Annotated in this window: 18 protein-coding genes, 1 tRNA gene and 1 pseudogene; 13 read left to right on the top strand and 7 right to left on the bottom strand. The window is 62.8% G+C overall.

Translation table 11 applies throughout. The features are described from left to right. The first annotated feature begins 63 nt into the window (after nt 1–63). Nucleotides 64–729, top strand: a complete 666-nt coding sequence (locus SB772_RS02055) for a C40 family peptidase (RefSeq protein ID WP_410831612.1) — start codon at nt 64–66, stop codon at nt 727–729. 139 nt (nt 730–868) lie between these two features. Here the strand turns inward: SB772_RS02055 and SB772_RS02050 are convergent, their stop codons facing one another. Beyond that, a complete protein-coding gene (locus tag SB772_RS02050; protein ID WP_410831611.1) occupies nt 869–1,816 on the bottom strand; it encodes a patatin-like phospholipase family protein in 948 nt (315 codons plus the stop codon). A gap of 423 nt (nt 1,817–2,239) precedes the next feature. Here SB772_RS02050 and gltX point away from each other — a divergent pair, with 423 nt between their 5' ends. The 3 genes from gltX to SB772_RS02035 all read left to right on the top strand — a co-directional run bounded on the left by gltX (nt 2,240) and on the right by SB772_RS02035 (nt 5,351). Then, a complete protein-coding gene (gene gltX / locus SB772_RS02045; protein WP_410831610.1) occupies nt 2,240–3,649 on the top strand; it encodes a glutamate--tRNA ligase in 1,410 nt (469 codons plus the stop codon). A gap of 121 nt (nt 3,650–3,770) precedes the next feature. Beyond that, nucleotides 3,771–3,846, top strand: a tRNA-Ala gene (locus SB772_RS02040). Nucleotides 3,847–3,965: 119 nt separating this feature from the next. Then, nucleotides 3,966–5,351, top strand: a complete 1,386-nt coding sequence (locus SB772_RS02035; protein ID WP_410831609.1) for a tyrosine-type recombinase/integrase — start codon at nt 3,966–3,968, stop codon at nt 5,349–5,351. Here the strand turns inward: SB772_RS02035 and SB772_RS02030 are convergent. After that, nucleotides 5,348–5,509: an Arm DNA-binding domain-containing protein gene (locus tag SB772_RS02030; protein ID WP_410831608.1), complete on the bottom strand. Its 162-nt coding sequence runs from the start codon at nt 5,507–5,509 to the stop codon at nt 5,348–5,350. The two genes, SB772_RS02035 and SB772_RS02030, sit on opposite strands and share 4 nt — an antisense overlap. Nucleotides 5,510–6,516: 1,007 nt before the next feature. On the opposite strand from SB772_RS02030, the gene SB772_RS02025 reads away from it, so the two are divergent. The 9 genes from SB772_RS02025 (at nt 6,517) to SB772_RS01985 (ending at nt 16,911) form a co-directional block, all read left to right on the top strand. Continuing rightward, nucleotides 6,517–6,723, top strand: coding sequence for a hypothetical protein (locus SB772_RS02025; RefSeq protein WP_410831607.1), 207 nt, complete (start codon nt 6,517–6,519; stop codon nt 6,721–6,723). 92 nt (nt 6,724–6,815) lie between these two features. Further along, on the top strand, nt 6,816–7,979 hold the full coding sequence (locus tag SB772_RS02020) for a porin (protein ID WP_410831606.1): 1,164 nt from the start codon (nt 6,816–6,818) through the stop codon (nt 7,977–7,979). A gap of 66 nt (nt 7,980–8,045) precedes the next feature. Beyond that, on the top strand, nt 8,046–8,933 hold the full coding sequence (dapA, locus tag SB772_RS02015) for a 4-hydroxy-tetrahydrodipicolinate synthase (RefSeq protein WP_410831605.1): 888 nt from the start codon (nt 8,046–8,048) through the stop codon (nt 8,931–8,933). Nucleotides 8,934–9,002: 69 nt separating this feature from the next. Continuing rightward, a complete protein-coding gene (locus SB772_RS02010) occupies nt 9,003–10,172 on the top strand; it encodes an iron-containing alcohol dehydrogenase (RefSeq protein ID WP_410831604.1) in 1,170 nt (389 codons plus the stop codon). Continuing rightward, the gene (pdxA, locus tag SB772_RS02005) at nt 10,169–12,505 is read left to right on the top strand and encodes a 4-hydroxythreonine-4-phosphate dehydrogenase PdxA (RefSeq protein WP_410831603.1); all 2,337 of its coding nucleotides are present in this window, start codon (nt 10,169–10,171) and stop codon (nt 12,503–12,505) included. Before SB772_RS02010 ends, pdxA begins: the two co-directional genes overlap by 4 nt. Nucleotides 12,506–12,631: 126 nt before the next feature. After that, nucleotides 12,632–14,056: a sodium:solute symporter family protein gene (locus SB772_RS02000; protein WP_410831602.1), complete on the top strand. Its 1,425-nt coding sequence runs from the start codon at nt 12,632–12,634 to the stop codon at nt 14,054–14,056. A gap of 25 nt (nt 14,057–14,081) precedes the next feature. Continuing rightward, entirely contained in the window at nt 14,082–15,269 is a 1,188-nt protein-coding gene (locus SB772_RS01995; RefSeq protein WP_410831601.1) for a sialidase family protein, read from the top strand. Nucleotides 15,270–15,401: 132 nt separating this feature from the next. Beyond that, nucleotides 15,402–16,169 (top strand): DeoR/GlpR family DNA-binding transcription regulator, encoded by a 768-nt coding sequence (locus tag SB772_RS01990; RefSeq protein WP_410831600.1) that lies wholly within the window; start codon nt 15,402–15,404, stop codon nt 16,167–16,169. A gap of 43 nt (nt 16,170–16,212) precedes the next feature. Further along, nucleotides 16,213–16,911 (top strand): SDR family NAD(P)-dependent oxidoreductase, encoded by a 699-nt coding sequence (locus SB772_RS01985; protein ID WP_410831599.1) that lies wholly within the window; start codon nt 16,213–16,215, stop codon nt 16,909–16,911. 65 nt (nt 16,912–16,976) lie between these two features. On the opposite strand, the pseudogene SB772_RS01980 reads toward SB772_RS01985, so the two are convergent. The 5 genes and pseudogenes from SB772_RS01980 to SB772_RS01960 all read right to left on the bottom strand — a co-directional run. Next, nucleotides 16,977–17,090 (bottom strand): annotated as a pseudogene (locus SB772_RS01980) (SDR family oxidoreductase); the annotation flags it as partial. A 603-nt stretch (nt 17,091–17,693) separates the two neighbouring features. Then, nucleotides 17,694–18,227 carry a MarR family winged helix-turn-helix transcriptional regulator gene (locus tag SB772_RS01975; RefSeq protein ID WP_410831598.1) on the bottom strand — a complete coding sequence of 178 codons (534 nt, stop codon included), beginning with the start codon at nt 18,225–18,227 and terminating at the stop codon, nt 17,694–17,696. A 177-nt stretch (nt 18,228–18,404) separates the two neighbouring features. Further along, the gene (locus SB772_RS01970) at nt 18,405–19,211 is read right to left on the bottom strand and encodes an oxidoreductase (protein ID WP_410831597.1); all 807 of its coding nucleotides are present in this window, start codon (nt 19,209–19,211) and stop codon (nt 18,405–18,407) included. A gap of 30 nt (nt 19,212–19,241) precedes the next feature. Then, complete coding sequence (locus SB772_RS01965) at nt 19,242–22,379, bottom strand: efflux RND transporter permease subunit (RefSeq protein ID WP_410831596.1); 3,138 nt, start codon at nt 22,377–22,379, stop codon at nt 19,242–19,244. Continuing rightward, nucleotides 22,376–23,491, bottom strand: coding sequence for an efflux RND transporter periplasmic adaptor subunit (locus tag SB772_RS01960; RefSeq protein ID WP_410831595.1), 1,116 nt, complete (start codon nt 23,489–23,491; stop codon nt 22,376–22,378). The genes SB772_RS01965 and SB772_RS01960 overlap by 4 nt, the downstream gene beginning before the upstream one ends. Nucleotides 23,492–23,517 lie beyond the last annotated feature (26 nt).

Below are 23,517 nucleotides of genomic sequence, written 5' to 3'. Positions count from 1 at the left end.
TGGCTAGTATCGACCAAACTTTTTTCCGTAGACCACTGATTTTTAGGCAAAAAATACCGACCAATGCGGCACAGAAATCTTACCCAGGCTTGCACGCGCGTCGTCGCCGGGATGTTCATTGGCGTCTTGATGGCAGCAGCTCCCGGCGCGTTCGCCGACGAAGTAAGCAATTTTAATCAGAATGCCTCATATTCGACCTCTAGCGGGTCGAATTCCCTGTCCTTCCAGAATCCGCAATCGCCCGCTCCTGACAGCAATGGCGGCGCCAAATCGTTCCTGTCCGGCATGGCCGGAAAAGCGGGCGACGTGGTGGTCGGCGCGCTGAACATGATCGGCGTTCGCTACCGTTGGGGTGGCAATACACCCGATTCGGGTCTCGATTGCAGCGGCTTCGTTCGCTACGTGTTCCAGGACACGCTTGGTATGGCGCTGCCGCGCCGCGCCGAGGAAATGAGCCGCGTCGGCGAAAAGGTTCGTGTCAGCGACCTCAAGCCGGGCGATCTGGTGTTCTTCAACACGATGCGTCGTACGTTCTCGCACGTCGGCATCTACATCGGCGATAACAAGTTCGTGCATTCGCCTTCCACGGGCAGCACGATCCGCGTCGACGATATGGATAGCGGCTACTGGGAAAAGCGCTTCACCGGTGCACGCCGGATCGAGACGTCCTATCAGGACGGCGAGGACCTGAAGAAGCGCGTGAACGCTACGATCAGCGGCAATAACTGATCTGACGCGCCGGCAATACCGGCGCGAAAAAAAGCCTGCCTCGAATGAGGCAGGTTTTTTGCGTTTGGCGCCCTGGTTGCGCGCATCTCGCCACCGGCCGCCGCGCCGGCCGATGTGGCGACGCGGCGGCCAAAGAGCGTTACACCGCTGCGCGGCTCGCCGACAGCTTGCGCTGCAACTCCAGCATCATCTTTGCTACTGCTTCCTCGCCCGCCAGAATCGCCGCGTTACGTTGCGAAAAATCGCTGCCGCTCATGGCAGCGAGATTCGGCCGGATCACGATATCGGCGTACTTGTCAAGTTCATAGGACTTGATGGTCTGGCCCATGATCGTGAAGGTCTGCATCAGCACGTCGAACGAACTGGCCGTCAGTCCGCTTTCAGGACGCTGCGAGATATCGACGGCGATCACGAAGTCCGCGCCCATTTTGCGCGCGAACGAGGCGGGCACCGGGCTCACCAGGCCGCCGTCGACGTATTCATGGCCGCCGATCTTCACCGGCTCGAAAATCGACGGCACGCTGCACGATGCGCGCACGGCGACACCGGTGTTGCCGCGCTGAAACAGGATTGGCTGGCCGGTCTTCAAATCAGTCGCGACAATGCCTAGCGGCTTGGCCATCTTCTCGATCGGAAGGTTGTTGAGCGTGGTGTTCAGGTAGTTTTGCAGCGCGATGCCTTGCAGAAAACCGCGTGTGCGAAACGGCATCGCCCAGTCGCTGATCGACGCTTCGTCCATGCTCAGCGCGAGCTTGTTCAGGGCAAAACCGTTCATCCCCGACGCGTACAGCGCGCCGACCACCGAGCCGGCGCTGGTGCCGGCCACCAGGTCGACCTGGATGTTGCGCGCCTCGAGCGCCTTGATGACGCCGATGTGCGCGAAGCCGCGCGCGGCGCCGCCGCCTAGCGCGAGGCCGACGCGGATCGGCCGCAGTGGTTTGTCGAGCGGCGGCATGCTTACGGTGGGTGTGGCGGCGACCGGCGCGCTATCGGTTTTTCCGCCTGTCGTGGTGCAGGCGGCGAGCACCGCCGAAGCGGCGGCAAGCGAGAAATGGCGGCGGGCGAGGCGGGGGGATGACGGTTTCAACGAGTTCTCCAGCAACGGCACAGGCGACGACGCAATCAGCGTAACCGTGTACCGCGATCAGGCGGATAGCCAAACGGACGGGATCGCCGGCGGCGATCGCGGTTCGTGTGTTGCGCGGCGGTTCCAGGTGCTACTCCGACTGGCAGCGCGCGCACATCATAAATCAAAGCTTCAGGCGCGCGGCGGGCCCGTAATGAAACCTTGCAGAGGAAGCCCTCAGGCGCCGCCGGGCGCGCATCGTGCGCTGCAATCGGCCGTCTGGACGAGGTCGGCTAACATGGCTTCGGAAGGTATAATTCGGCTCTTGTGTTTTTTCCTTCGTGTTCGTGCACGGCGCCGCCTGCCGCATGAACGCGGTCCGCTGCCGCGCTTTTCTGGCGAGGTTTGGCCAGGCGCCGGCGCCCGTCTTCCGAGTAACCGCTTATGACCACCTCCGTTCGTACCCGCTTCGCACCGAGTCCCACCGGCTTCATCCACCTCGGCAACATTCGCTCCGCGCTCTATCCGTGGGCGTTCGCGCGCAAGATGAAAGGGACCTTCGTGCTGCGGATCGAGGACACCGACGTCGAGCGCTCCACTTCTGAATCGGTCGACGCCATTCTCGAAGGCATGGCGTGGCTCGGCCTCGATTTCGACGAAGGCCCGTTCTACCAGATGCAGCGCATGGATCGTTATCGTGAAGTGCTCAAGCAGATGCAGGGCGCCGGGCTCGTGTACCCGTGCTACATGTCGACAGAAGAACTGGATGCGCTGCGCGAGCGTCAACGTGAAGCCGGCGAAAAGCCGCGTTATGACGGCACGTGGCGCCCGGAGCCCGGCAAGACCTTGCCGCAGCCGCCGGCGGGCGTCGAACCCGTGCTGCGCTTCCGTAATCCGCTCACCGGCGTGGTCGCATGGGACGATGCTGTGAAGGGCCGCATCGAGATCTCTAACGAAGAACTCGACGACCTCGTGATCGCGCGCCCGGACGGTACGCCGACCTACAACTTCTGCGTGGTGGTGGACGATCTCGACATGCGTATCACGCACGTCATTCGCGGCGACGATCACGTGAACAACACGCCGCGTCAGATCAACATCTTGCGCGCGCTCGGCGCCGAGCCGCCGGTGTACGCGCATTTGCCGACCGTGCTGAACGAGCAGGGCGAAAAGATGAGCAAGCGCCATGGCGCGATGAGCGTGATGGGGTATCGCGACGCCGGTTATCTGCCGGAAGCAGTGGTCAACTATCTGGCGCGTCTGGGTTGGTCGCACGGCGATGCGGAAATCTTCACGCGTGAGCAGTTCGTCGAATGGTTCGACCTCGAGCATCTCGGCAAATCGCCGGCTCAGTACGACCACGACAAACTGAACTGGCTCAATGCGCACTACATCAAGGAAGCCGACAACGCGCGCCTCGCCGACCTCGCACGGCCGTTCTTCGCCGAGTTGGGTATCGACGAGGCCGCAATCGCGCAAGGTGCCGATCTGACGGCGGTGGTCGGCTTGCTGAAGGATCGCGCATCTACAGTGAAGGAAATCGCCGGGAATGCCGCGATGTTCTATCGCACACCGGCACCTGAAGCGGATGCGCTGGCGCAGCACATCACCGATGCAGTGCGTCCGGCGCTGGCCGATCTGGCCGCTGCGCTGAAGACCGCGGAGTGGACCAGGGAAGCGATCGCCGCTGCGTTGAAAGCCACGCTCGGCGCGCACAAGCTGAAGATGCCGCAACTGGCGATGCCGGTGCGTCTGCTGGTGGCGGGCACGACGCACACGCCGTCGATCGATAGCGTGTTGATGCTGTTCGGCCGCGATGTCGTCGTGAGCCGTATTGAAAAAGCGCTGGCCTGAGCGCGCTCGCGCGTGCAATGAGGGGGTTTGCATGCGGCTTGCGAAAAAAGTCGCATGCAACTGCTCAAAGGGTATTTACAAAGCGCGATTTGGCCTCTAAAATCCCGTTTCTGTTCTGCAAGGGGGTATAGCTCAGCTGGGAGAGCGCTTGCATGGCATGCAAGAGGTCAGCGGTTCGATCCCGCTTACCTCCACCAATCGATAGTCTGATGTGGTGCAGGACAGTCTGGCAAAAGCGAAAAAGCCTTGAGAAATCAAGGCTTTTTGCTTTTCTGCTGTCAATTTACGTCTAGCCCCGTCTGACTGAATCCACAGTTTGCGTGTACCCCGCGGTGTACCCCAAAATGAATTATCCGAAAAATTCATTTTGGGGTACACCATGGGCCTCCTGACCGACCGCCAGATCCTTGCCGCACAGCACCGGCCGTCCGAATACTTTCTCGCAGATGGGGACGGTCTGTACCTCCGAGTGCGTCCGACCCGCAAGGTGTGGGTCTATCGGTACAAGCAGGATGGTAAGGAGATCAAGCTCGGCCTCGGCCGCTATCCGGTCGTCTCGCTCGCGGCTGCCCGCCAGAAGGCGCGGGCGTTGATGGAACAGCGGGCTAACGGTGTTGACCCGAAACAGGATCGCCGCGTGACGCAGGAGCGTGAACGCGTGCAGCGGCTGAACACATTCGAGCTGGTCGCGCGAGCGTGGCACGCGCAGGCGTGGAAGGACCGGCAGTGGTCGGCAGACTACGCGGGCAAGGTCATACGTGCACTGGAAGTGCATGTTTTTCCATGGACCGGCCGGCATCCGATGGTGTCCGTTGCGCCGACGGAAATCGTGCGATGCCTGCACCGCATTCGGGATCGCGGACATTTCGAGACCGCGCAGCGCGTGAGGGGCTATGTCCAGGAGGTCTACCAGTACGCGGTCGACATTGGTCTCCTTGAGCCGGTGCAGAACTTCGTCAACAGTCGCACGGGCGGTCTGCCTGCGCCGCGCGCGCGACACTACGCGGCGATCACCGATCCGGAGCAACTCGGGCAACTAATGCGTGACATCCGCGCCTATAAGGGACAGGTGCTCACGCGGGCGGCATTGCAACTGGCGCCCCTCGTGTTCCAGCGGCCCGGCCAACTGCGCTTCGCCCACTGGGAGGATATGGATCTCGACAAGGCCGTCTGGAGTTGTCCGCCGGAGAAGATGAAGATCCGGGAATGGAAAAAGTGGGACAGCCGCACACCTGTGCACCAGGTTCCGCTGCCGAGGCAGGCCGTGCAGATCCTGCGCGATATCTATCCGCTCACCGGGCCATCGGGGCCCGTGTTTCGCAACATGGCCCGGCGCTCGGACGGTTCGCGTTACATGAGCGAGAACACGATCAACAGCGCTTTGCGCACGCTTGGTTACGACACGCGAGAACAGATCACGGGGCATGGGTTCCGTGCGTCGGCGCGTACGCTGATCCGGGAATGCCTTGGGTGGGATCGCGAGGTGATTGAGCGGCATCTTGCGCACGGCTCAGACGAGGAGCTGGGTGACAGTTATGACCGGGCGACGTTTTTCGAGCAGCGCCGCGAGATGGTTCAATGCTGGGCGGACTTCCTAGACGACCTTGCGGCCGAGAAAACTCCCAAGCGAGTTCTTCATCCTCAGGCAGCGGATAGCCCAGTTGCAGGATCGACAAGTCGCTTGTCGCGCATTGTGGCCTAGCATCCGTCCGCATAGCGTCCCATTGAGATACAGGGTTGCTTGCCGTGCAGGCGGTAACGGAAATGCCAGAACTTGGTGCCATCCGGTGTCACCCAGAGAACAAGACCGTCGCCGTCGGCGACGCAGTAGGGCTTCGACCTGGGCCGGGCCGCCTTCACCTCACCAACGGCGAGGGGTATGGTGAGTACATTGCTGATCTCGAACTTTGAATGTGCTCAAAAACATACTCGTCTGCATCCAGCTCGCCATGTTCCACTCTGGACGGCAATAAACAAAACTTCAGCGTAGTTGAAAAATTTCTCCAGATACATTGGACTCCTTTATATTACGCTGGATAGCTTTTTGGTGCCAGGAGAGGACTCTCATAGGATCGCTAGCGCATTGATAAGAAAGAAGGATTGTTCCGTGTTAGGTCAACCGTGTACTCATCAATGTACTCAACGGAGCTACGCTGGAATTTTCCTCGGATTGTCGCGAAAACGCTACACGGAGGCCATCGGTCCTACGCCTGCGCGGCAGGTGATGACCACGCGCCAAATAGGTACCAGCAATCCGGGCACAAGGAAAATTCATTCCTGACTGCGATGCGCGGTACTGGGGCGCCCATCGCCTGCTCGGGCAAGGTCATCCTGCAATCGGGAAATGCCCGTTCGCACATCGCCGTCGAATTTAGTTACAGCCGGGCAGCACAGTGGTAACAAAATTTGTTGACGGGAGTGGCGCGCTGAAGTCTTTGTGGAAGCGTCTTCGTGAGAAATCCTGCCCGCACTGCGGTAGTAACAACTTTGCTTGCGCGAGCCCCGGATGACCGCTAACACAACTAAAGTTGTGTCGACATTTCAACTAATTTGGTTATCGCTACCGGCGTCGGTCTTCAGTGCCAACGTTCCACCGGAACTGAATGGCATGCCGCGGCCAGCACCTCATTCGCGTTCTCGCCGCGTCTGGTCCGCCACAGCCTGCGTTATCCGGGGCAGCCGGGCTGCTTCGGCTAGCTTGTTCGCCTTGCGCCAAAACGCGCCGTCGGCCTTCGTGTTAGACAAATTCGCGATAGTCCGCCGCCGGACGCGCAGCCATCGGCTCGGCCTCAATGACGCGCCTGTGACGGAAACGGCAACGCGACCTGACAGATCCGGCGTTACTGCTCTGCCGCGCTCAGCAAAATGTGGGAACCGAGGTGATACCAAATAAGGGCAGCGCCGCTGCGGATATGGCCAGCAGAATCAGCGCAATTCGCCAGCTCGCGATCCGCGCGAGCACTCGCGAAACCCCTTCCTCGCAATTGACCGATCCAATCACCGAAGTGATCGAATCGAAAAAAACACTTGCAACCGACCGTTTCGGTCATTATATTGATCGAAACGGTCGTTAGTTTGATCGGGGCAATCACTTTCAAACCAACCGACCGTCTCAACGTGGCCCGAGTGCCACGGCGTGCCATCAAGAAAAATCACGGAGACATCATTGAAAAACCGTTCCTTCCAGGTCCTGGCCACTTTGGGCGTGCTTGGCGCCGCCACGACCACCGCGCAGGCGCAAAGCAGCGTCACACTGTATGGCTTGATCGACACCGCGCTCGTTTACACCAACAGCCAGAAAGGCCACTCGAACATCCAGATGTCCAGCGGCACATTGTCCGGCAGCCGTTGGGGATTGCGCGGTCAGGAGGCTCTGGGCGGAGGCCTCAGTGCGCTGTTCGTCCTTGAAAACGGCTTCAGCAGCACGACGGGCACGCTCGGCCAGAACGGCCGCGAGTTCGGTCGCGCCGCTTATGTGGGCTTGAGCGGCGGTTTTGGCAAGGTGACGGCGGGTCGGCAGAACGATACCTCCGCGGACTTCGTGGGTGCGTTGACGGCGGCGAATCAATGGGCCGGCGGCATCGGCGCGCATCCGGGAAATACGGACAACCTTTACGTGAACGAGCGGATCAGCAACAGCGTCAAGTTCACCAGCAACGACTACGGGGGCTTCCGCTTCAGCGGCTTATACAGCTTCGGCGGCACGGCCGGCGACTTCGCCAACAATCGTGTGTGGGGGCTCGGCGCCACCTACGCAAGCGGCCCGTTCGTGGTCGCGGCGTCGTATATGAACGCCACCACGCCGAATACGGCACTCTTCGACGGCACGGCTGGCGCGGCGGCGATTTCGCCGAACAACACGCCGATCTATTCGGGCTATGCGTCCGCGCGGACCTTGCAGATCGCCGCGCTGGGCGGCGCGTACAGCTTCGGCGCGGCGACGTTCGGCCTGATCTATTCGAACTCAAAGTTCAAGGATCTGGGTTCGGGCGCGGCCTCCGCACCGGTCGCGCGTTTTGCCGGCGACACGGCGACCTTCGACAACGTCGAAGCAAATTTCCGCTACCAGTTGACGCCGGCCACGCTGCTCGGCGTGGCCTACAACTACACCCGCACGCACGGCGCGGGCGACGCGCACTATAACCAGGTGAACGCGGGCGCCGACTACTTTCTGTCCAAACGCACCGACGTGTATCTGACCACCGGCTGGCAAGCCGCGAGCGGCATCGATTCGACGGGCCGCGCGGCGACGGCGGCGTTGTGGCCGATCACGGCGTCGAGCACCTCGCATCAGTTCGTCGCGGCACTCGGCTTGCGGCACAAGTTCTGAGCGTTTCGATCAATCTGATCTAACAGGAAGGCTTCAACGCCTTCCGTCGTGGAAGTGGAGTGGAGCATGACAGTCTTGTTCAAAGGGATCATTCCCGCACTCATCACGCCGATGACGGCAACCGAAGAGGTGGACGAAGCGGGCTTGCGCACGCTGATCGAACGCCTGATCGAATCCGGCGTGCATGCGCTGTTCGTGCTCGGCACCAACGGCGAATTCATCGCCCTGAACGAAGCGGAGAAGTTGCGCATCGCGAAGATCGCGGTCGATCAGGCGCGCTCGCGTGTGCCGGTGATTGCGGGAACGGGCGCATACGCCACGCGCGACGTGATCGATCTGAACAGCAAGATGCTCGACGTGGGCGTGGATGCCGTGTCGGTGATCACGCCGTATTTCAACGGCGCGACCCAGCAGGAGCTGTTCACGCACTACGAGCGGATCGCGCGCGCAACCACGCTGCCGGTGATGCTCTATACGATTCCCGCAAAGGCCGGCGTCACGCTGAATGTGGACACGGTGCGGCGCCTCGCGGAGATTCCGAACATTCGCGGCATCAAGGACAGCGGCGGCGACTTCGATCGTCTGCTGCAACTGATCAATCTGCGCCGCGACGATTTCGCCGTCTTCACCGGCACGGATTCGATGATCCTGTGGACGCTGATCGCGGGCGGCGACGGCGCGGTGGCCGCAACCACCAACGCGGTGCCCCACGTTGTCACGTCGATCTGGAAGCACTTTCAGGCCGGCGACATCGCGGCCGCGCGCAACGCGCAGGAGTCGTTGCGCGCGCTGCGCGACGCCTTCCCGCTCGGCACCATGCCGGTCGTGCTGAAGACCGCCGCGGAAATGCTCGGCATGCCGGCGGGTCCGGCGCGCGCTCCCGCGCAACCGCTCGACGCGAACGCTCGCGCCCGTCTTGAACAGGCGCTCTCGGCGTATCGCGACACGCGTTAAAGCGCGACACGCGTTAAAGCTCGCCCTCTCGCCAGTCCGTACCTCATTCACAGTTCAAGACACATTGCCATGGCCACGACCTATCACTTCCAGACTGTCAAGCACATCGTGCATGGCGCACACAGCCTCGACCTTCTCGCCGACAAGCTCTCACTGCTCGATACGCCGGTCAAACGCATTGCACTGATTACGCAGCCGGCGATGGAAGCGCTCGGCGTGATCGACCGCGTGATCGCGAGCCTTGCATCCAAAGACATTGAAGTGCTGATCGTGCGCGACGTCGAACCGGAGCCGACCATCGGCAACGTGGAAAGTGTGTTCAGCGAACAGATTGCGCCGTTCGCGCCGCACGCGATCCTGTCGATCGGCGGCGGCAGCGTGCTCGACGCGGCCAAGCTGTTCGCCGTGCGTCTGACCAACGAACAGCCGTTGCGTGAATGGCTCGGCATCGATCTGATCGCGAAGCCGGGCGTGCCGCTGATTCTCGTGCCAACCACGGCGGGCACGGGTTCCGAAGTGACGCCGAACGCGATCGTCACGCTACCCGACGAAGAGTTGAAGGTCGGCATCGTGAGCCGTCATCTGTTGCCGCAACTCGTCATTCTCGACGCAGCGCTCACGCTGAAGTTGCCCAAGGCGATCACGGCCGCCACCGGCATGGACGCTTTCGTTCACTCGCTCGAATCGTACATTTCGACGAAGGCCAATCCGATCAGCGACATATTCGCGATGGAGTCGATGCGGCTGATCGGCGCGAACATCATCGAAGCGTACGAGCACGGCGAGTCGATCAAGGCGCGCGAAGCGATGATGCTCGGTTCGATGTACGGCGGACTGGCGCTGACGGCGGCCGGGACCGCAGCGGTCCATGCGCTCGCGTATCCGCTCGGTGGCATGTTCAACATCACGCACGGCGTGGCGAACGCAATGCTGTTGCCGCATGTGATGGCGTTTAACATGGATGCCTGCGCCGGCCGTCTCGCCGACGTGGCGCGCGCGCTATCGCTGGCTACATCGGCTGACGATGATCTGGCGGCCGCCACGAAGCTGATCGAGCGCATAGACCAATGGACCGCGGCTGTGGACATCCCGCAGGACCTGCGCAAGTTCGGCGTGAGCGAAGACGATCTCGACGCGCTCGCCGTCGCGGCGGCAAAAGTCAAACGGCTGCTCGGCAACAACCCGAAGCCGCTGTCCCTCGACGACATGAAGGCGATCTATCGCCGCCTGCTGCCATGAAACGCACCCGTGAGCCGCGCCTGCTCATCATCGGCGACGATCTGTCGGGCACGGCCGATTGCGCCGTGACCGGCTCGCGCCTGGGTCTGCGCAGTGTCGTCGTGCTCGACGCACGCATGCCTAAGTTGGCGGGCGAGGGCGGTGAGGCTGATGTCACGCGAGACATCGATGTTCTCGCCGTCGATGCCGACTCGCGCCGGCTCGGTGCCGAAGCCGCGGCACGCGCGAACATCCAGGTGTGGCGCGAACTCGGTCATGCGGATACACGGCTCTATAAGAAGATCGATTCGACGCTGCGCGGCAACGTCGCAGCCGAAGTCGCGGCGCTGATCCCGTTGGCGGGCATGGCTATCGTGGCGCCGGCATTTCCCGCAGCGGGACGCACCACGCGCGACGGCCGTCAATGGCTGAACGGCGTACCGGTAGAGCAGACCGAAGTATGGCGCAACGAGGGCATTGCCGGCGAGGCTGCAATTCCGTCGATGCTCGCGCAATACGACGTGCGGACCGAAACCTTGTCTCTGGCGGACGTGCGCTCGGATCAGGCAGACTTGTCGGCGCGGCTCCATTCGATGCAGCAGGCGGGCGTTCACGCGGTCGTATGCGACAGCGAAACGGACGACGACCTGCGGCGCATCGCGCACGCTTCCGCGTCGCTGCATGGCGTGTTCTGGGTCGGCTCGGCCGGTCTCGCTCGCGATCTGATGCAGGCTTTGAATCTTGGCGATGTCACTGATCTCGCTACCGATACCAGGGCGGCGGCTCAGGAGCCGAACAAACCCGTACTGGCCGTCGTCGGCAGCATGTCGAGCGTCTCGCATGCGCAAGTCGCACGACTCAGGACGGAAGCGGGCGAGGCGCTAGCGTCGTTCGAAATCGATCCGTTGACGTTGCGTAATACAGAGCCAGCGCACGCGCAGTTCACCACCGACGTGAGCGCGGCGTTGCAACGAGGACTCGATGTGCTCGTCTCGCTGAGCCAGACCGATCGCACCAGCGTGGCCGACGGCCTGCTGTTCTGTCAGCGTCTCGCCGCGCTTCTGGTTCCCGCACTGCGGTACGCCGGCGGCGTGGTCGCCACCGGCGGAGAAACGGCGCGTGCGCTGCTGTCCGCAGCGGGCATCGGCGAGCTGCGCGTCGTCGAGGAAATCGAAAGCGGTGTGCCGCTGCTGCATGCCGTCCATAACGGACGCCGTCTTCACGTCGTCACCAAAGCGGGTGGCTTCGGCCATCCGGACACGCTCAATCTGGCCTGGCGAAAACTCGCCGGCGTCCAACCCAAGGCCCGGCCCAGCGCGGCCATCATCAAAGGACTGACCACAATGACCTATCGTCCAGTTATCGGCATCACCATGGGCGATGCTGCCGGCGTCGGCCCGGAAATCGTCATGAAGGCGCTGGCGCACGCGTCGGTCTACGAGCAATGCCGTCCGCTCGTGATCGGCGACGCCGCGCGTCTGCGCGACGCGGGCCAGCGCGCGGGCGTCTCGCTCGACGTGCGCTCGATCACGAGCCCGGCGGATGCCGGCTTCGAATGCGGCGTGGTGGACTGCATCGACCTCGGCCTGATTCCCGCCGATCTGCCGTACGGCAAGCTCTCCGCGATTGCGGGCGACGCCGCGTATCAGTACATCGCGCGCACCGTCAAATTGACCTCGGCCGGCGAACTCGACGCGATCTGCACCGCGCCGCTGAACAAGGAAGCGCTGCACGCCGGCGGCCACATTTTTCCGGGCCACACCGAAATGCTCGCGCATCTCACCGGCATCGACGAAGTCTCGATGATGCTCGTCGCACCGAAGCTGCGCGTGATTCACGTCACCACCCACATCGGCCTGCTCGACGCGATTCGCCGCATCGAACCCGGGCTCGTACAACGGACCATCGAGCGCGCGCATGACACGCTGGTGCGCGCGGGCATCGACAATCCGCGCATCGGCGTGTGCGGGATCAATCCGCATGCGGGCGAAAACGGCCTGTTCGGCTACGGCGAGGAAGAGGAAAAGATCATTCCCGCCGTCAAGGTAGTGCAGGCGCGCGGCTGGGACGTGGAAGGCCCGTTGCCCGCGGACACGCTGTTCTTCCGCGCCGGCCGCGGCGACTTCGACGTGGTGGTCGCGATGTACCACGACCAGGGGCACGGGCCGGTGAAGGTGATGGGACTGGAGGCCGGCGTGAACGTGACGGTCGGGCTGCCGGTGATCCGCACCTCGGTCGATCACGGCACCGCGTTCGATATCGCCGGCAAGGGCATCGCCGACGAAGGCAGCATGCTCGAGGCGCTGAAGCAGGCACTCGATCTGGCCACGCGCCACTCAGAACTGGAGGCCTGAGGGCCGTTAGTCAACGGGCATCCCGTTAGAACGGGAAACGAATAACGGCTGCTGGGACGGCGGGCACACGCCGCGCAGCCGGACGACTTGATGCGTAGGCATCGGCAAAAATACATTGGAGACACCATGGCAACCTTCAGCTATTGGGACACCGCAATCATCATCGGCATGGTCGTGGTCTACATACTTCTGACCAGCTGGTTCAGCGTGAAGCTGCGCAGCCGCAACTCTGAACAGTTCATGGTGGCATCGCGCTCCATGCCGGTTGTGGTCGTCGCGGTCCTGCTCATGTCCGAGTTCATCGGCGCGAAGTCGACCGTGGGCACCTCGCAGGAAGCGTTCGGCGCCGGTATCGCGGCTTCGTGGTCGGTGATCGCCGCGTCGATCGGCTTTCTGTTCTTCGGCCTGTTCATGGCCAAACGCCTCTATAGTTCGGGCGAATTCACGATCTCCGGTTTCATTGCCATGAAGTACGGCAAGCGCGCCAAACTCGTGGTGTCGGCGATCATGATCTATGCACTCTTTCTCGTGAACGTAGGCAACTACGTGAGCGGAGCGGCGGCGATCTCGACGGTGATGCGTATCAATCTGCCGACCGCCGCGGTGATCACGGCGATCGTCAGCACGATCTACTTCGCATGGGGCGGTCTGAAGAGCGTCGCGTATCTGACCATCGTACATAGCGCGGTCAAGCTGATCGGCATTGCGATTCTGGTGGTGGTGGCGTGGCGCTTAACCGGCGGCATCAAGCCGATGATGGCGAACATGCCCGAGCACTATTTCACCTGGAACGGATCGCTGAGCAACGGCACGATCGGCGCGTGGATCATCGGCACGGCGGGTGCGATCTTCTCCACGCAGTTCATCATTCAGGCGATCTCCGCCACACGCTCGCCGGCGGCGGCGCGAAGCGCGTCCTTGCTCGCAGCGGTGCTGTGCGTGCCGATTTCGCTCGCGCTCGGCTTTCTCGGCGTCGCCGCGAAGTATCTGTTTCCGGGCATCAAGAGCCTGTACGCGTTGCCGGTTTTTCTGCAACACATGAATCCGCTGCTGGCCGGCGTGGTGACGACGTCGCTCGTTGCGTCGATCTTCGTGAGCGTGTGCACGGTGGCGCTCGCGATCGCCTCGCTGATCGTCAAGGACTTTTACGTGCCGCGCTATCGTCCGACGCCGGATGTCGAACTGCGCATGACGCGCTGGATTTCGCTGGCGGTCGGACTTGCTCCGCTCGTGTTCGTCCTGTTCGTGCCGCAGATTCTCGCGCTGTCGTTCTTCACGCGCGCATTGCGGTTGACTGTTTCTGTGGTGGCGCTGATCGGCATCTATCTGCCGTTTTTCAATAGCAGCCGCGGGGCAATGGCGGCGCTGATCGTGTCCGCGCTGGCCACGACCGTCTGGTATCTGCTCGGCAATCCGCTCGGTATCGACAACATGTATGTGTCGCTGGTCACGCCGGCCGTTGTCATCGTATTGGAGAAGCTGCTGTTTCCGGCAGGTTCCAAGCCGGTCGGCGCGAGCGGCGACCGGCTCACGCATCGTGAATCACATTGAAGTGCAGCAATCAGGAGAACAGCGGATGTCTTCCATCCTCGCAGAAACCCCCAACGCGCCCACGTGGGACAGCCACGTGCGCGTGACTTATGCGGACGCGCAACGCCGCGACGCGTATCTGCCTTCGTTCTGCGTGCAGAACCACGCGGCGAATCTGCATGCGTTGCCGAACGGCGACCTGTTGTGCGTCTGGTTCGGCGGCACGCAGGAGGGCATCCCCGACGTGTCGGTCTATATGTCACGGCTGCGTGCCGGTAGCGGCGTGTGGAGCGAGCCGGAGAAACTGTCGGACGATCCGACGCGCTCGGAACAGAACCCCGCGCTGTTCACCGCGCCCGACGGCCGGCTCTGGCTCACTTATACCGCGCAGTTGTCGGGACACCAGAACACGGCGATCGTGCGCCGCCGTATTTCGTCCGATGGCGGGCTCACGTGGGGGCCGATCGAAACGTTGTTCGACCGGCCGGGCACCTTCGTGCGCCAGCCGATCGTATTGCTGCCCGGCGGCGCATGGCTGTGCCCGGTCTTCATGTGCCGCACGGAACCCGGCGAGCGCTGGGTCGGCAACAACGACATCAGCGCGGTGCTGATTTCGGAAGACGAAGGCCGCTCGTGGCGCGAACACGAGGTACCCGGGAGCGTGGGCTGTGTACACATGAACGTGCAGGTGCTGGCCGACGGTTCACTGCTCGCGCTGTTTCGCAGCCGCTGGGCGGATTCGATCTACGCGAGTCGTTCGAAAGACGGCCGCACGTGGAGCGCGCCGCAAGCGACCGACTTGCCAAACAACAATTCGTCGATCCAGTTCATTGCGCTGAGGAACGGCCATCTCGCGTTGGTGTTCAACGAAAGCGATGCGTCGCACAGTACCGAGCGGCGTGCGTCGCTGTACGACGACATCGAAGATTCGGAAGACAGCGGCGCGCTGCGCGACCAAAGCGCGTCGACGCGCGGCACGGCCGTGTGGGGCGTACCGCGCTCGCCGATGTCGCTGGCGATCTCCGAGGACAACGGCCAGACCTGGACGCGCCGGCGCGCGCTGGAGATCGGCGACGGTTACTGCATGACGAACAATTCGGCGGAGCAGCGCAATCGCGAGTATTCATATCCGTCGATCGTTCAATCGGCCGACGGCGCATTGCATATCGCTTACACGTACTTCCGCCAACGCATCAAATACGTATGCGTCGACGAGGCGTGGGTGCGCGGCTGAAACGTTAGCGGGAGCTGGATCGGAGCGAACCGCAAAGGACCAGGGCGTGCGATGGAAGTTCGCTACACTAGGCACACTTATTGGCGCGCCTGTCGCGCGCCGTCGCTAAACCGGTTCCTACGATCCAAGATCATGAAAGTTGCGAAACGCCGAGAGGCGATGCTTCACGCTGTGCTGGGCGGGATGACAGATGTCGGGACGTTGTGCGAACACTTCGGCATGTCCGAGGCGACGGTGCGGCGCGATCTGCGGGCGCTCGCGGAGGGCCGTCAGATTCTGCGTACCTACGGCGGGGCCGCAGCGGTCAGTGCGCATGAGCCGGAGGCCTCGCTCGACGAACGCAGCGAAAGCTTTCGCGAGCAGAAAGATGCAATCGCACGCGCCGCGCTCGCACATGTGCAGGAAGACGACACGCTGTTTCTCGACGGCGGCACGACCACCGCGGCGCTGGCGCGTCAGCTGATCGGACAGCGCTCGGTGCATGTGGTGACGAACAACCTGCTGGTGGTCGGCGCGCTGGCGTCGAGCAAGGTGCGCGTGACGCTGGTGGGCGGCGACATCCGTTCTTCGAGCATGAGTACGCTCGGGCCGCTTGCGCAACTGGCATTGAGCCGCCTCACGTTCGACAAGGCGTTTCTCGGCGCCGATGGCGTAACGGCGGCGCGTGGCTTGTGCGAGGCAACGGCGGAGCAGGCGTATCTGAAGGAATGCGTGATTCGTCAGGCCGCGAGCGTGTTCGTGCTGGTGACAGCCGACAAACTCGGGCGCGCAAGCCAGCAGCATTGGACGCCGCTCGAACGCGAGTGGACGTTGATTACCGATGACGCGGCCGAGCCGCGTGAGCTGGCCTTGTTCGAAGAACGAGGCGAGGTGACGGTGGAGACGGTAGCGGTTCGATAAGCGTTTCCGGCGTTTCCTTTTTACGACTAACCAGGGGAGCGAAGTGGAAACGACGACACAGGCGAAACAACGGCATGCCGTGGTAACGGGGGCATCGTCGGGTATCGGCCTGGCGATCACTCAACGCCTGCTGACAGAAGGATGGCGGGTCACCGGCTTGTGCCGCAGGCCGGCAACGGAAGCCGTCGAGCGTTTGACCATCGTCCCCGTCGACGTGACCGACTTCGCGGCGCTCGCGCCGGTTCTCGAATCGATCGGCGCATGCGATGCGTTCGTGCATGCCGCCGGCTTCATGAGGACCGCGCCGCTCGGCGAACTCTCCGCCGACGACGGTGCCGCGATGTGGCGCATCCACGTCGATTCAGCAGCATTTCTCGCCAACGCATTGCTGCCGACAATGTCGGCAGGTGGCCGCATCGTGTTGATCGGCAGCCGGACCGCGAACGGCGCGCCTACGCGCAGCCAATATGCCGCCACCAAAGCGGCGCTGGTCGGCATGGCCCGCTCCTGGGCCGCCGAACTTGCGCCGCGCGGCATCACGGTCAACGTGGTCGCTCCGGGCGCGACCGATACGCCCTTGCTGCGCGATCCCGCGCGCGCGGGCACACCGCCGAAAATGCCGCCGCTCGGCCGCTTCGTTCAACCGTCTGAAGTGGCCGGCTTGACCGCATTCCTGCTCGGACCGGATGGCGGATCGATCACCGGTCAACAGATCGTGGTTTGCGGCGGGGCGTCTCTGTAGCTCGCTTTGATTCTAGCGTCCGGACCTTTGTCGTCCTAGGACACTGCGCTCGCACGCGGACAGCGTCAGTGAGTTGCCCGATAACGCTCCGCAGCCTCTCCCTGCCGGATGTCGGAGAGCAACGCCTGGCGTGCAGAGTCGAGTGCGTCCCAGCGCCCGGCGACGTGAAGCGGCGGTAATCGTCGTTTGAATGCGCCCAACGATGGTGCGGGCAAGTGGCGCTTCTTGAGTCGGAGTGGGATCGATGATGCCGTCGCGTCGCTGGGGTAGACCCGTGGCATCTGGGCGGCAGGCGTCCGCAGTATTCGGCCACCAAGAGTCATTCGCCGGCAGCGTCGATTGGACATCAGGGCGACCGCTCCACACCAGCAACCGGCCGTTCGACAGGTGTTGCTGAGAGACTCGAGCCGACAACGCGCGCTTCCACCGGCTCGCGCCAGCTGGACAGCGTCTCGTTTACCTCTTCGCGATCCACGGTCGGAAAAGCCGGTGTCCCAGGTTCTTCCGAAGGTCAGAATACATGCTGAGCAAAATGGGAATTTCGCTCGGACCCTCATCGAGGCGCTCAACGAATGGGCCGAAATGCGGCGGCAAATACTGGGAGATGCTTCAACCTGGTAACGGGGCAGGTAGCTCCGGAAGCCTCGTACGTCTCTTCGAGCTGATGGTCAAGCGATTGCCTGCGCGCCGATTCGCCCGTGCTCCGAAGTGGATCGACGCGGCCGACGTATGTCAGTCACGATGATCCTTTAGGCTGTCGGGCCGTCTTGTAGTTCACTAGGCTAGTCATTGCGCAGCAGCAGTCGAGGTTCCTGGCGAGCAGAAGCCCCGCTGGCGTCGTTCACGTTGTCGAGCCTTTTCATATCCCGAATCACGTGGAAGAGATCGCGCATTGAATCGAAATCAATCAGTCTCACAAACGCCAAGGTATCCTGATAGGCACGCATCCAGGGGATCATTGCTGAAGCCACAGCTTTTCGTCCTTTGGTCGTCACGACGAGCTGGCGTTTCCGTCGATCTCCTTCGTGGGCGATCGCGGAGATAAGGCCGCGACGGAACAATGGTGCCAGGTTAGCCGACAGATTCGATCGGTCCATTTCCAGTTGCGCTGCCATGTCGCCGAGAACCATTGGTTCGCGTAGATGTAGCAAGGCGAGCATACAAAACTGGGATGCGTTGACGTCCGTATGCTGCAGCGCTTCGTCGAAATGAGCCCAGAAAGCGCGCATTGCGCGCTGGGCGAAAAAATGGTTGAGCGCGAGAGCGGAGATTTCCCCGATTGCGGGCATCGACGACTCGCCATTCTGACTTTCCATATCCGCGGTTCCGGATGCGTGGTGACTGGGTTGCAAAGAGTTCCGTGCTGCCGCGGGCGGGTCGTTGCAAGGCGCCGAAGTTGTCATGACGATGGACGCCTGAAACTAACCACCCGTCGGCGCGGGGCGGGCCCGCGAACGTGATGCACAGGCCGCCTTGCGGCAGGCGAGCGGACTTCACGCGAGCCCGAATGTTTTCCTCAAGCTTGCATCGACGGGGCCGGAGGGCATGAAGTGCCGCAATTTGCGCAACAGGGATGCTTCGCCGGCCGGTGTGCGACGCATACGCCAGGTGCCGAGCGCCGCGTCAACTATTGTCTTCGCTACGCCGTCGAGCGCAGGAGCGCCTTTGACACTGTTGACGACTGCGCTCGATGCAAGCACCCGCTCGCGCTCATAGTCGGCGATTTTCGAGCTTGCCACAGGGGCGTTGATGTCCAGATTGGTCCTGGTAAAGGATGGTTCGACCAACGTTACCCGGATACCAAACTGGCGCACCTCATGGTCCAGGGTCTCGGTCAGCCCTTCGACGGCATGCTTGGACGCGGAGTAGAGTCCCATGTAGGGGGCGGGCAAGAACCCGAGCACCGAACTGACATTGATGATCCTTCCGCCGCGTTGTGCCCGCATATGGGGAAGTACTGCCTGCGTCGTGCGCAGAATGCTGAAGACGTTGGTATCGAACAGCGACAATGCCTCGGCAGTCGACGTTTCCTCCACGGCACCGATCAGGCTCGTTCCCGCATTATTGACGAGTACGTCGATTCGCCCGGTGCGTTCGATGACGGACTGGATTCCGGCCTGGACCGACGCATCGTCGCGAACATCCATCTCGACGAGCCCGACTCCGGAGATAGGCGCCGCTTTTGCGATGTTGCGCACTGTGCCAAACACGCGGCAACCTCGCCTCGCGAACTTCTCGGCGGCGGCGCGTCCGATACCCGATGACACGCCGGTCACAACGACAACCGTGGAATTCGACATGAACAACTCCGTTTGGTGAACTGATGGTGTTTAACGCGCGTCGAGTGCATCCTGCGTTATCGGTTCGTAATGTGATGACAGGTGATCCCGGCTCTCGTGCGAACCCGCAGGGCTGCCGGGGCGGATCCTGAACCAGATTGTGTACATGGCCGGGAGGAACATCAGCGTGAGGATCGTCCCGGCGAACGTGCCGCCGATCAGCGTGTAGGCGAGGGTTCCCCAGAACACTGAATGCGTCAGCGGGATGAAGGCCAAAATCGCCGCCATTGCCGTCAGGATCACCGGGCGCGCCCGCTGCACAGTGGCTTCGACGACGGCATGGAACGGATCGAGACCGGCATTTTCGTTCTGGTGGATCTGCCCGATCAGAATCAGCGTGTTACGCATCAGGATGCCCGAGAGCGCGATGAGACCGACCAACGCATTGATGCCGAAAGGCTGCCGGAACAGGATCAATGTCGGAACGACACCGATGAGACCGAGCGGACTCGTCAGGAACACCATCACCATCGCGGAAATTGAGCGAACCTGGAGAATGATGATGACCAGCGTGATCGCCAGCATGATCGGGAACAGCGGCAACATGGCGGTCGTCGCCTTGGCCGATTCCTCGATGGAGCCCGCCTGCTCGATGCGATAGCCGCTGGGCAGCTTCGCGATGACCGGCTGAAGCTGCCGGGTGATCGCCGCTGATACGTCCGGTGGCTGCAGGTTGTCGGCAATGTCGCCGCGTACCGTGATCGTCGGCACGCGGTCGCGCCAGCGCATGATCGGCTCCTCCATGCGAACGTCAACCTTGCCCACCTGCGACAGTGGAATGCGCTGCTCGTTGGCGCCGGCCAGCGTGAAGTCGCCGAGCCGGGCAGGGTCGAGACGCACATCGCCGGCCGAACGCGCGACCACCTGCACGCTTCGGATATCCTCGCGCACGGCGGTGACAGGCACGCCGGTGAGCAGGAACTGCAACTGTTGCGCGACGGCGCTGGACGTCAGTCCCACCGCCTGCAAGCGATCCTGCTGCAAGGCGAAGTGCAGTGTCGGCGAGCGCGTGCCCCAGTCGGTGTTGACCGTGCGCATCATCGGACTCGCCTCCATCACCCGCTCAACTTCATCCGCGATTCCACGCAGCTTGTCCGGGTCCGGACCGGTGACGCGATAGGCGACGGGGAACGGCGAATATGGCCCGAACACGAGTTGCGTGACGCGCACGCGCGCTTCGGGAGCAAGACCGTCGGCGATGGCTCGCCGCAGTCGCGCCTTCAATGCATCGCGTTCCTCCTGACTATCCGTGCGGATCACGATCTTCGCGAACGACGGATCGGGCAGTTCCGGTCCCATGGCCAGGAAAAAGCGCGGCGCACCTTGCCCGATGTACGCGGTGACGATCCTGGCTTCCTTCTGTTTAGCTAGCCATGCCTCCACCTTTTCGGTAGCGGCGCTGGTTTGTGAAATCGACGTGCCATAGGGCATCTGCACCTCGACCAGCACTTCGGGACGGTCGGAGATCGGGAAGAACTGCTTCTTGACCACGCCCATACCCAGGATGGCCAAGGCGAAGAGGCCAACGACCGAACCGGCAACCAGCCACTTGCGCGCGATGACGCGCGTGAGCAGCTGACGGAAGCGGTTGTAGCGCGGCGTGTCGTAGATTGCGTCGTGCCCCCCTTCGACCTTTTTGAAGTCGGGCAGCATCTTCACGCCGAGGTAGGGCGTAAAGACCACGGCGACGACCCAGGATGCGATCAGTGCAATGCCGACGATCCAGAACATGTTGCTGGTGTATTCGCCTGCGGTGGACCTCGCGAAGCCGTTGGGCATGAAGCCGACCGCCGTCACCAGCGTGCCCGACAGCATGGGTGCGGCAGTGTGGCTCCAGGCATAGGCAGAGGCGGCCACGCGGCTGTAGCCTTCCTCCATTTTAACCACCATCATTTCAATGGCGATGATCGCGTCGTCCACCAGCAGGCCCAACGCCAGGATCAGGGATCCCAGGGTGATGCGGTCGAAGTTCTTGCCGGTCGCGGCCATCACCACGAACACGACGGCCAGCGTCAACGGCACGGCGGCGGCAACCACCAGGCCCGCGCGCCAGCCCATGCTCACAAAGCTAACGAGCATGACCACTAGCAGGGCGACGAAAAACTTGAGCATGAACTCGTCGACCGCCGAATGAATGTTGACGGCCTGATCCGTGACCTTCGTCAGACTCATGCCCAGCGGCAGCCCTGCGTTGATTGCGCCGACCTCGCTGTCCAGCGCCTTGCCGAGATCGAGCCCGTTCCAGCCGTCGCGCATCACGATGCCGAGCAGCAAGGCCGGTTCGCCATTGTTGCGGATCATGAATGTCGCTGGATCTTCATAACCGCGCTCGACAGTGGCAATGTCCGACAGCTTCAGTGTGCGGCCCTGCACGACGACCGGCGTATCGCGGATCTTCTGCAGGTTGTCAAAGGCTCCGTCCAGGCGAATCAACACTTCCGGACCTTTGGTCTCCACTGAGCCGGCTGGCGTCAGGACGTTCTGGCCATTGAGCGCGGCGAACACGTCCTGCGGGCCGACACCGAGCGTTGCCAGCCGGTCATGCGAGAACTGGACGTAGATGCGCTCGGCCTGTTCGCCGATGATATTGACCTTCTTCACCCCTGGCACGTGAAGCAACCGCTGGCGCAGCGACTCCGCATCGCGCACGAGCAGGCGTTGCGGTTCGCCCCTGGCCTTCAGTGCGAAGAGCGCAAACGTGACGTCAGCATATTCGTCGTTGACCATTGGCCCGATCACGCCGGCCGGAAGGTTGGCTGCCTCGTCGCCGATTTTCTTTCGGGCCTGGTAGAACTCCTCCTGCACTTCGGACGGCGGTGTGCTATCGAGCAACGTCAGCGTTGTGAAGGCCAGGCCGGGCCGCGTGTATGTCTCGCTCCGGTCGTACCAGCGCAGCTCCTGCATGCGCTTTTCGATTTTCTCGGCGACCTGATCGTGCATCTCCTGGGCGGTGGCCCCCGGCCATACAGTGATGATGGTCATCACCTTGATTGTGAACGCCGGGTCTTCGGCGCGGCCCAGCTTGAAGAACGACAGGAGCCCGGCCAGCGAGATCAGGCAGATCAGGAACAGGGTGATGGAGCGCTCACGCACGGCGAGCGCCGACAGATTGAATCGGCCTTCGCTCACGGACGTGCTCCTTCGTTCGCCATCGCGACGGCCTGGCCGGACACGCGGACCTGCTCGCCTTCGCGCAGCAACTGGGCACCGAGCGCGACGATGCGGTCGCCCTGTTTCAACGTACCGGACACGCGCGCGCTGTCGTCGCCCAGGTGAAGGACCGTCACCGGCCGCCATGCAACCCTGGCCGGCTCGCCGTTGACGACCCACACGCCGGACCCTTTGCCCGCGTCGAGCACCGCGCCGATCGGCACCTGCATGCCTTCCTGGAGCACCACGCGTGCGTCCGGTATCTCGATCGTGACGGTCGCGCCTAGCGGCGCGTCGGCCAGCGCACCCTGCAACACATAACGCGCTTCGAAGGTGCGGGTACGCGGATCTGCCGTATCCGAGAGCTGGCGCAGCGTGGCTGGCACGCTGGCGCCGCTGTCGCCGAACAGGGCGGCCTGGGCGATCGAACCGATGACGGGGCGCAGGGTTTCCGGAAGCTGGATCACAGCCTCGCGGCGCCCTGCATGGGCCAGTCGCACCACGGGCTGTCCGGCGCTGACGACCTGGCCCGGTTCGGCCAGTGTTTCCATCACGACGCCATCGCCGTCCGCCACCAGCTCGGCGTAGCCCGTCGCATTGCGCGCCACGCCGGCGTCAGCCTCGGCCGCGCTGAGCTGCGCCCTGGCTGCATCGGCGGCCGCCTTGGCCTGGTCGTAGGCCGAAGCCGAAATCGCACCTGTGCCGCGCAGGTCGCGATACCGCTCCTCATCCTGCGCGGTCTGCTGCGCTCGCGCCCGCGCAGCCGTGACCGCCTCCTGCCGGGCCTGCGCGGCCAGCTTGAGATCGATGGGGTCGAGGCGCATCAGCAGCTGGCCGCGTTTGACGGTCTGGCCGGCATCCACAAGCCGTTCCAGCACCTTGCCGGAAACGCGGAAACCCAGGTCGCTTTGCACGCGTGCCGCGACGGTCCCCGTAAACGAACGGGACGCGGGGGCGGCGCGCTGAACTATGGCCGTGCGCACCAGCGGCACCTCGGTGCGCGGATCAGACGGTGCTTTTTCGCCGCAGGCCGCTAGCGCAAGCGGCAGCGCACAGGCGAGTGCGGAGGTGGCGAGGCGACGCGAGAACATGAAAGTCCCATCGGTGAAGTGATGAC

Source organism: Paraburkholderia sp. SIMBA_030, assembly GCF_046535245.1.
Taxonomy (GTDB): domain Bacteria; phylum Pseudomonadota; class Gammaproteobacteria; order Burkholderiales; family Burkholderiaceae; genus Paraburkholderia.
This window is presented reverse-complemented; position numbering and strand designations above follow the sequence as displayed.

Excerpts from the sequence above, each read along its gene's own strand:
- SB772_RS01970 (WP_410831597.1), bottom strand. The coding sequence starts at position 19,211 with ATGTCGAATTCCACGGTTGTCGTTGTGACCGGCGTGTCATCGGGTATC.
- SB772_RS01995 (WP_410831601.1), top strand. The coding sequence starts at position 14,082 with ATGTCTTCCATCCTCGCAGAAACCCCCAACGCGCCCACGTGGGACAGC.
- pdxA (WP_410831603.1), top strand. The coding sequence starts at position 10,169 with ATGAAACGCACCCGTGAGCCGCGCCTGCTCATCATCGGCGACGATCTG.
- SB772_RS02055 (WP_410831612.1), top strand. The coding sequence starts at position 64 with ATGCGGCACAGAAATCTTACCCAGGCTTGCACGCGCGTCGTCGCCGGG.
- SB772_RS01975 (WP_410831598.1), bottom strand. The coding sequence starts at position 18,227 with ATGGAAAGTCAGAATGGCGAGTCGTCGATGCCCGCAATCGGGGAAATC.
- dapA (WP_410831605.1), top strand. The coding sequence starts at position 8,046 with ATGACAGTCTTGTTCAAAGGGATCATTCCCGCACTCATCACGCCGATG.
- SB772_RS01960 (WP_410831595.1), bottom strand. The coding sequence starts at position 23,491 with ATGTTCTCGCGTCGCCTCGCCACCTCCGCACTCGCCTGTGCGCTGCCG.
- SB772_RS01990 (WP_410831600.1), top strand. The coding sequence starts at position 15,402 with ATGAAAGTTGCGAAACGCCGAGAGGCGATGCTTCACGCTGTGCTGGGC.
- SB772_RS02010 (WP_410831604.1), top strand. The coding sequence starts at position 9,003 with ATGGCCACGACCTATCACTTCCAGACTGTCAAGCACATCGTGCATGGC.
- SB772_RS02000 (WP_410831602.1), top strand. The coding sequence starts at position 12,632 with ATGGCAACCTTCAGCTATTGGGACACCGCAATCATCATCGGCATGGTC.
- gltX (WP_410831610.1), top strand. The coding sequence starts at position 2,240 with ATGACCACCTCCGTTCGTACCCGCTTCGCACCGAGTCCCACCGGCTTC.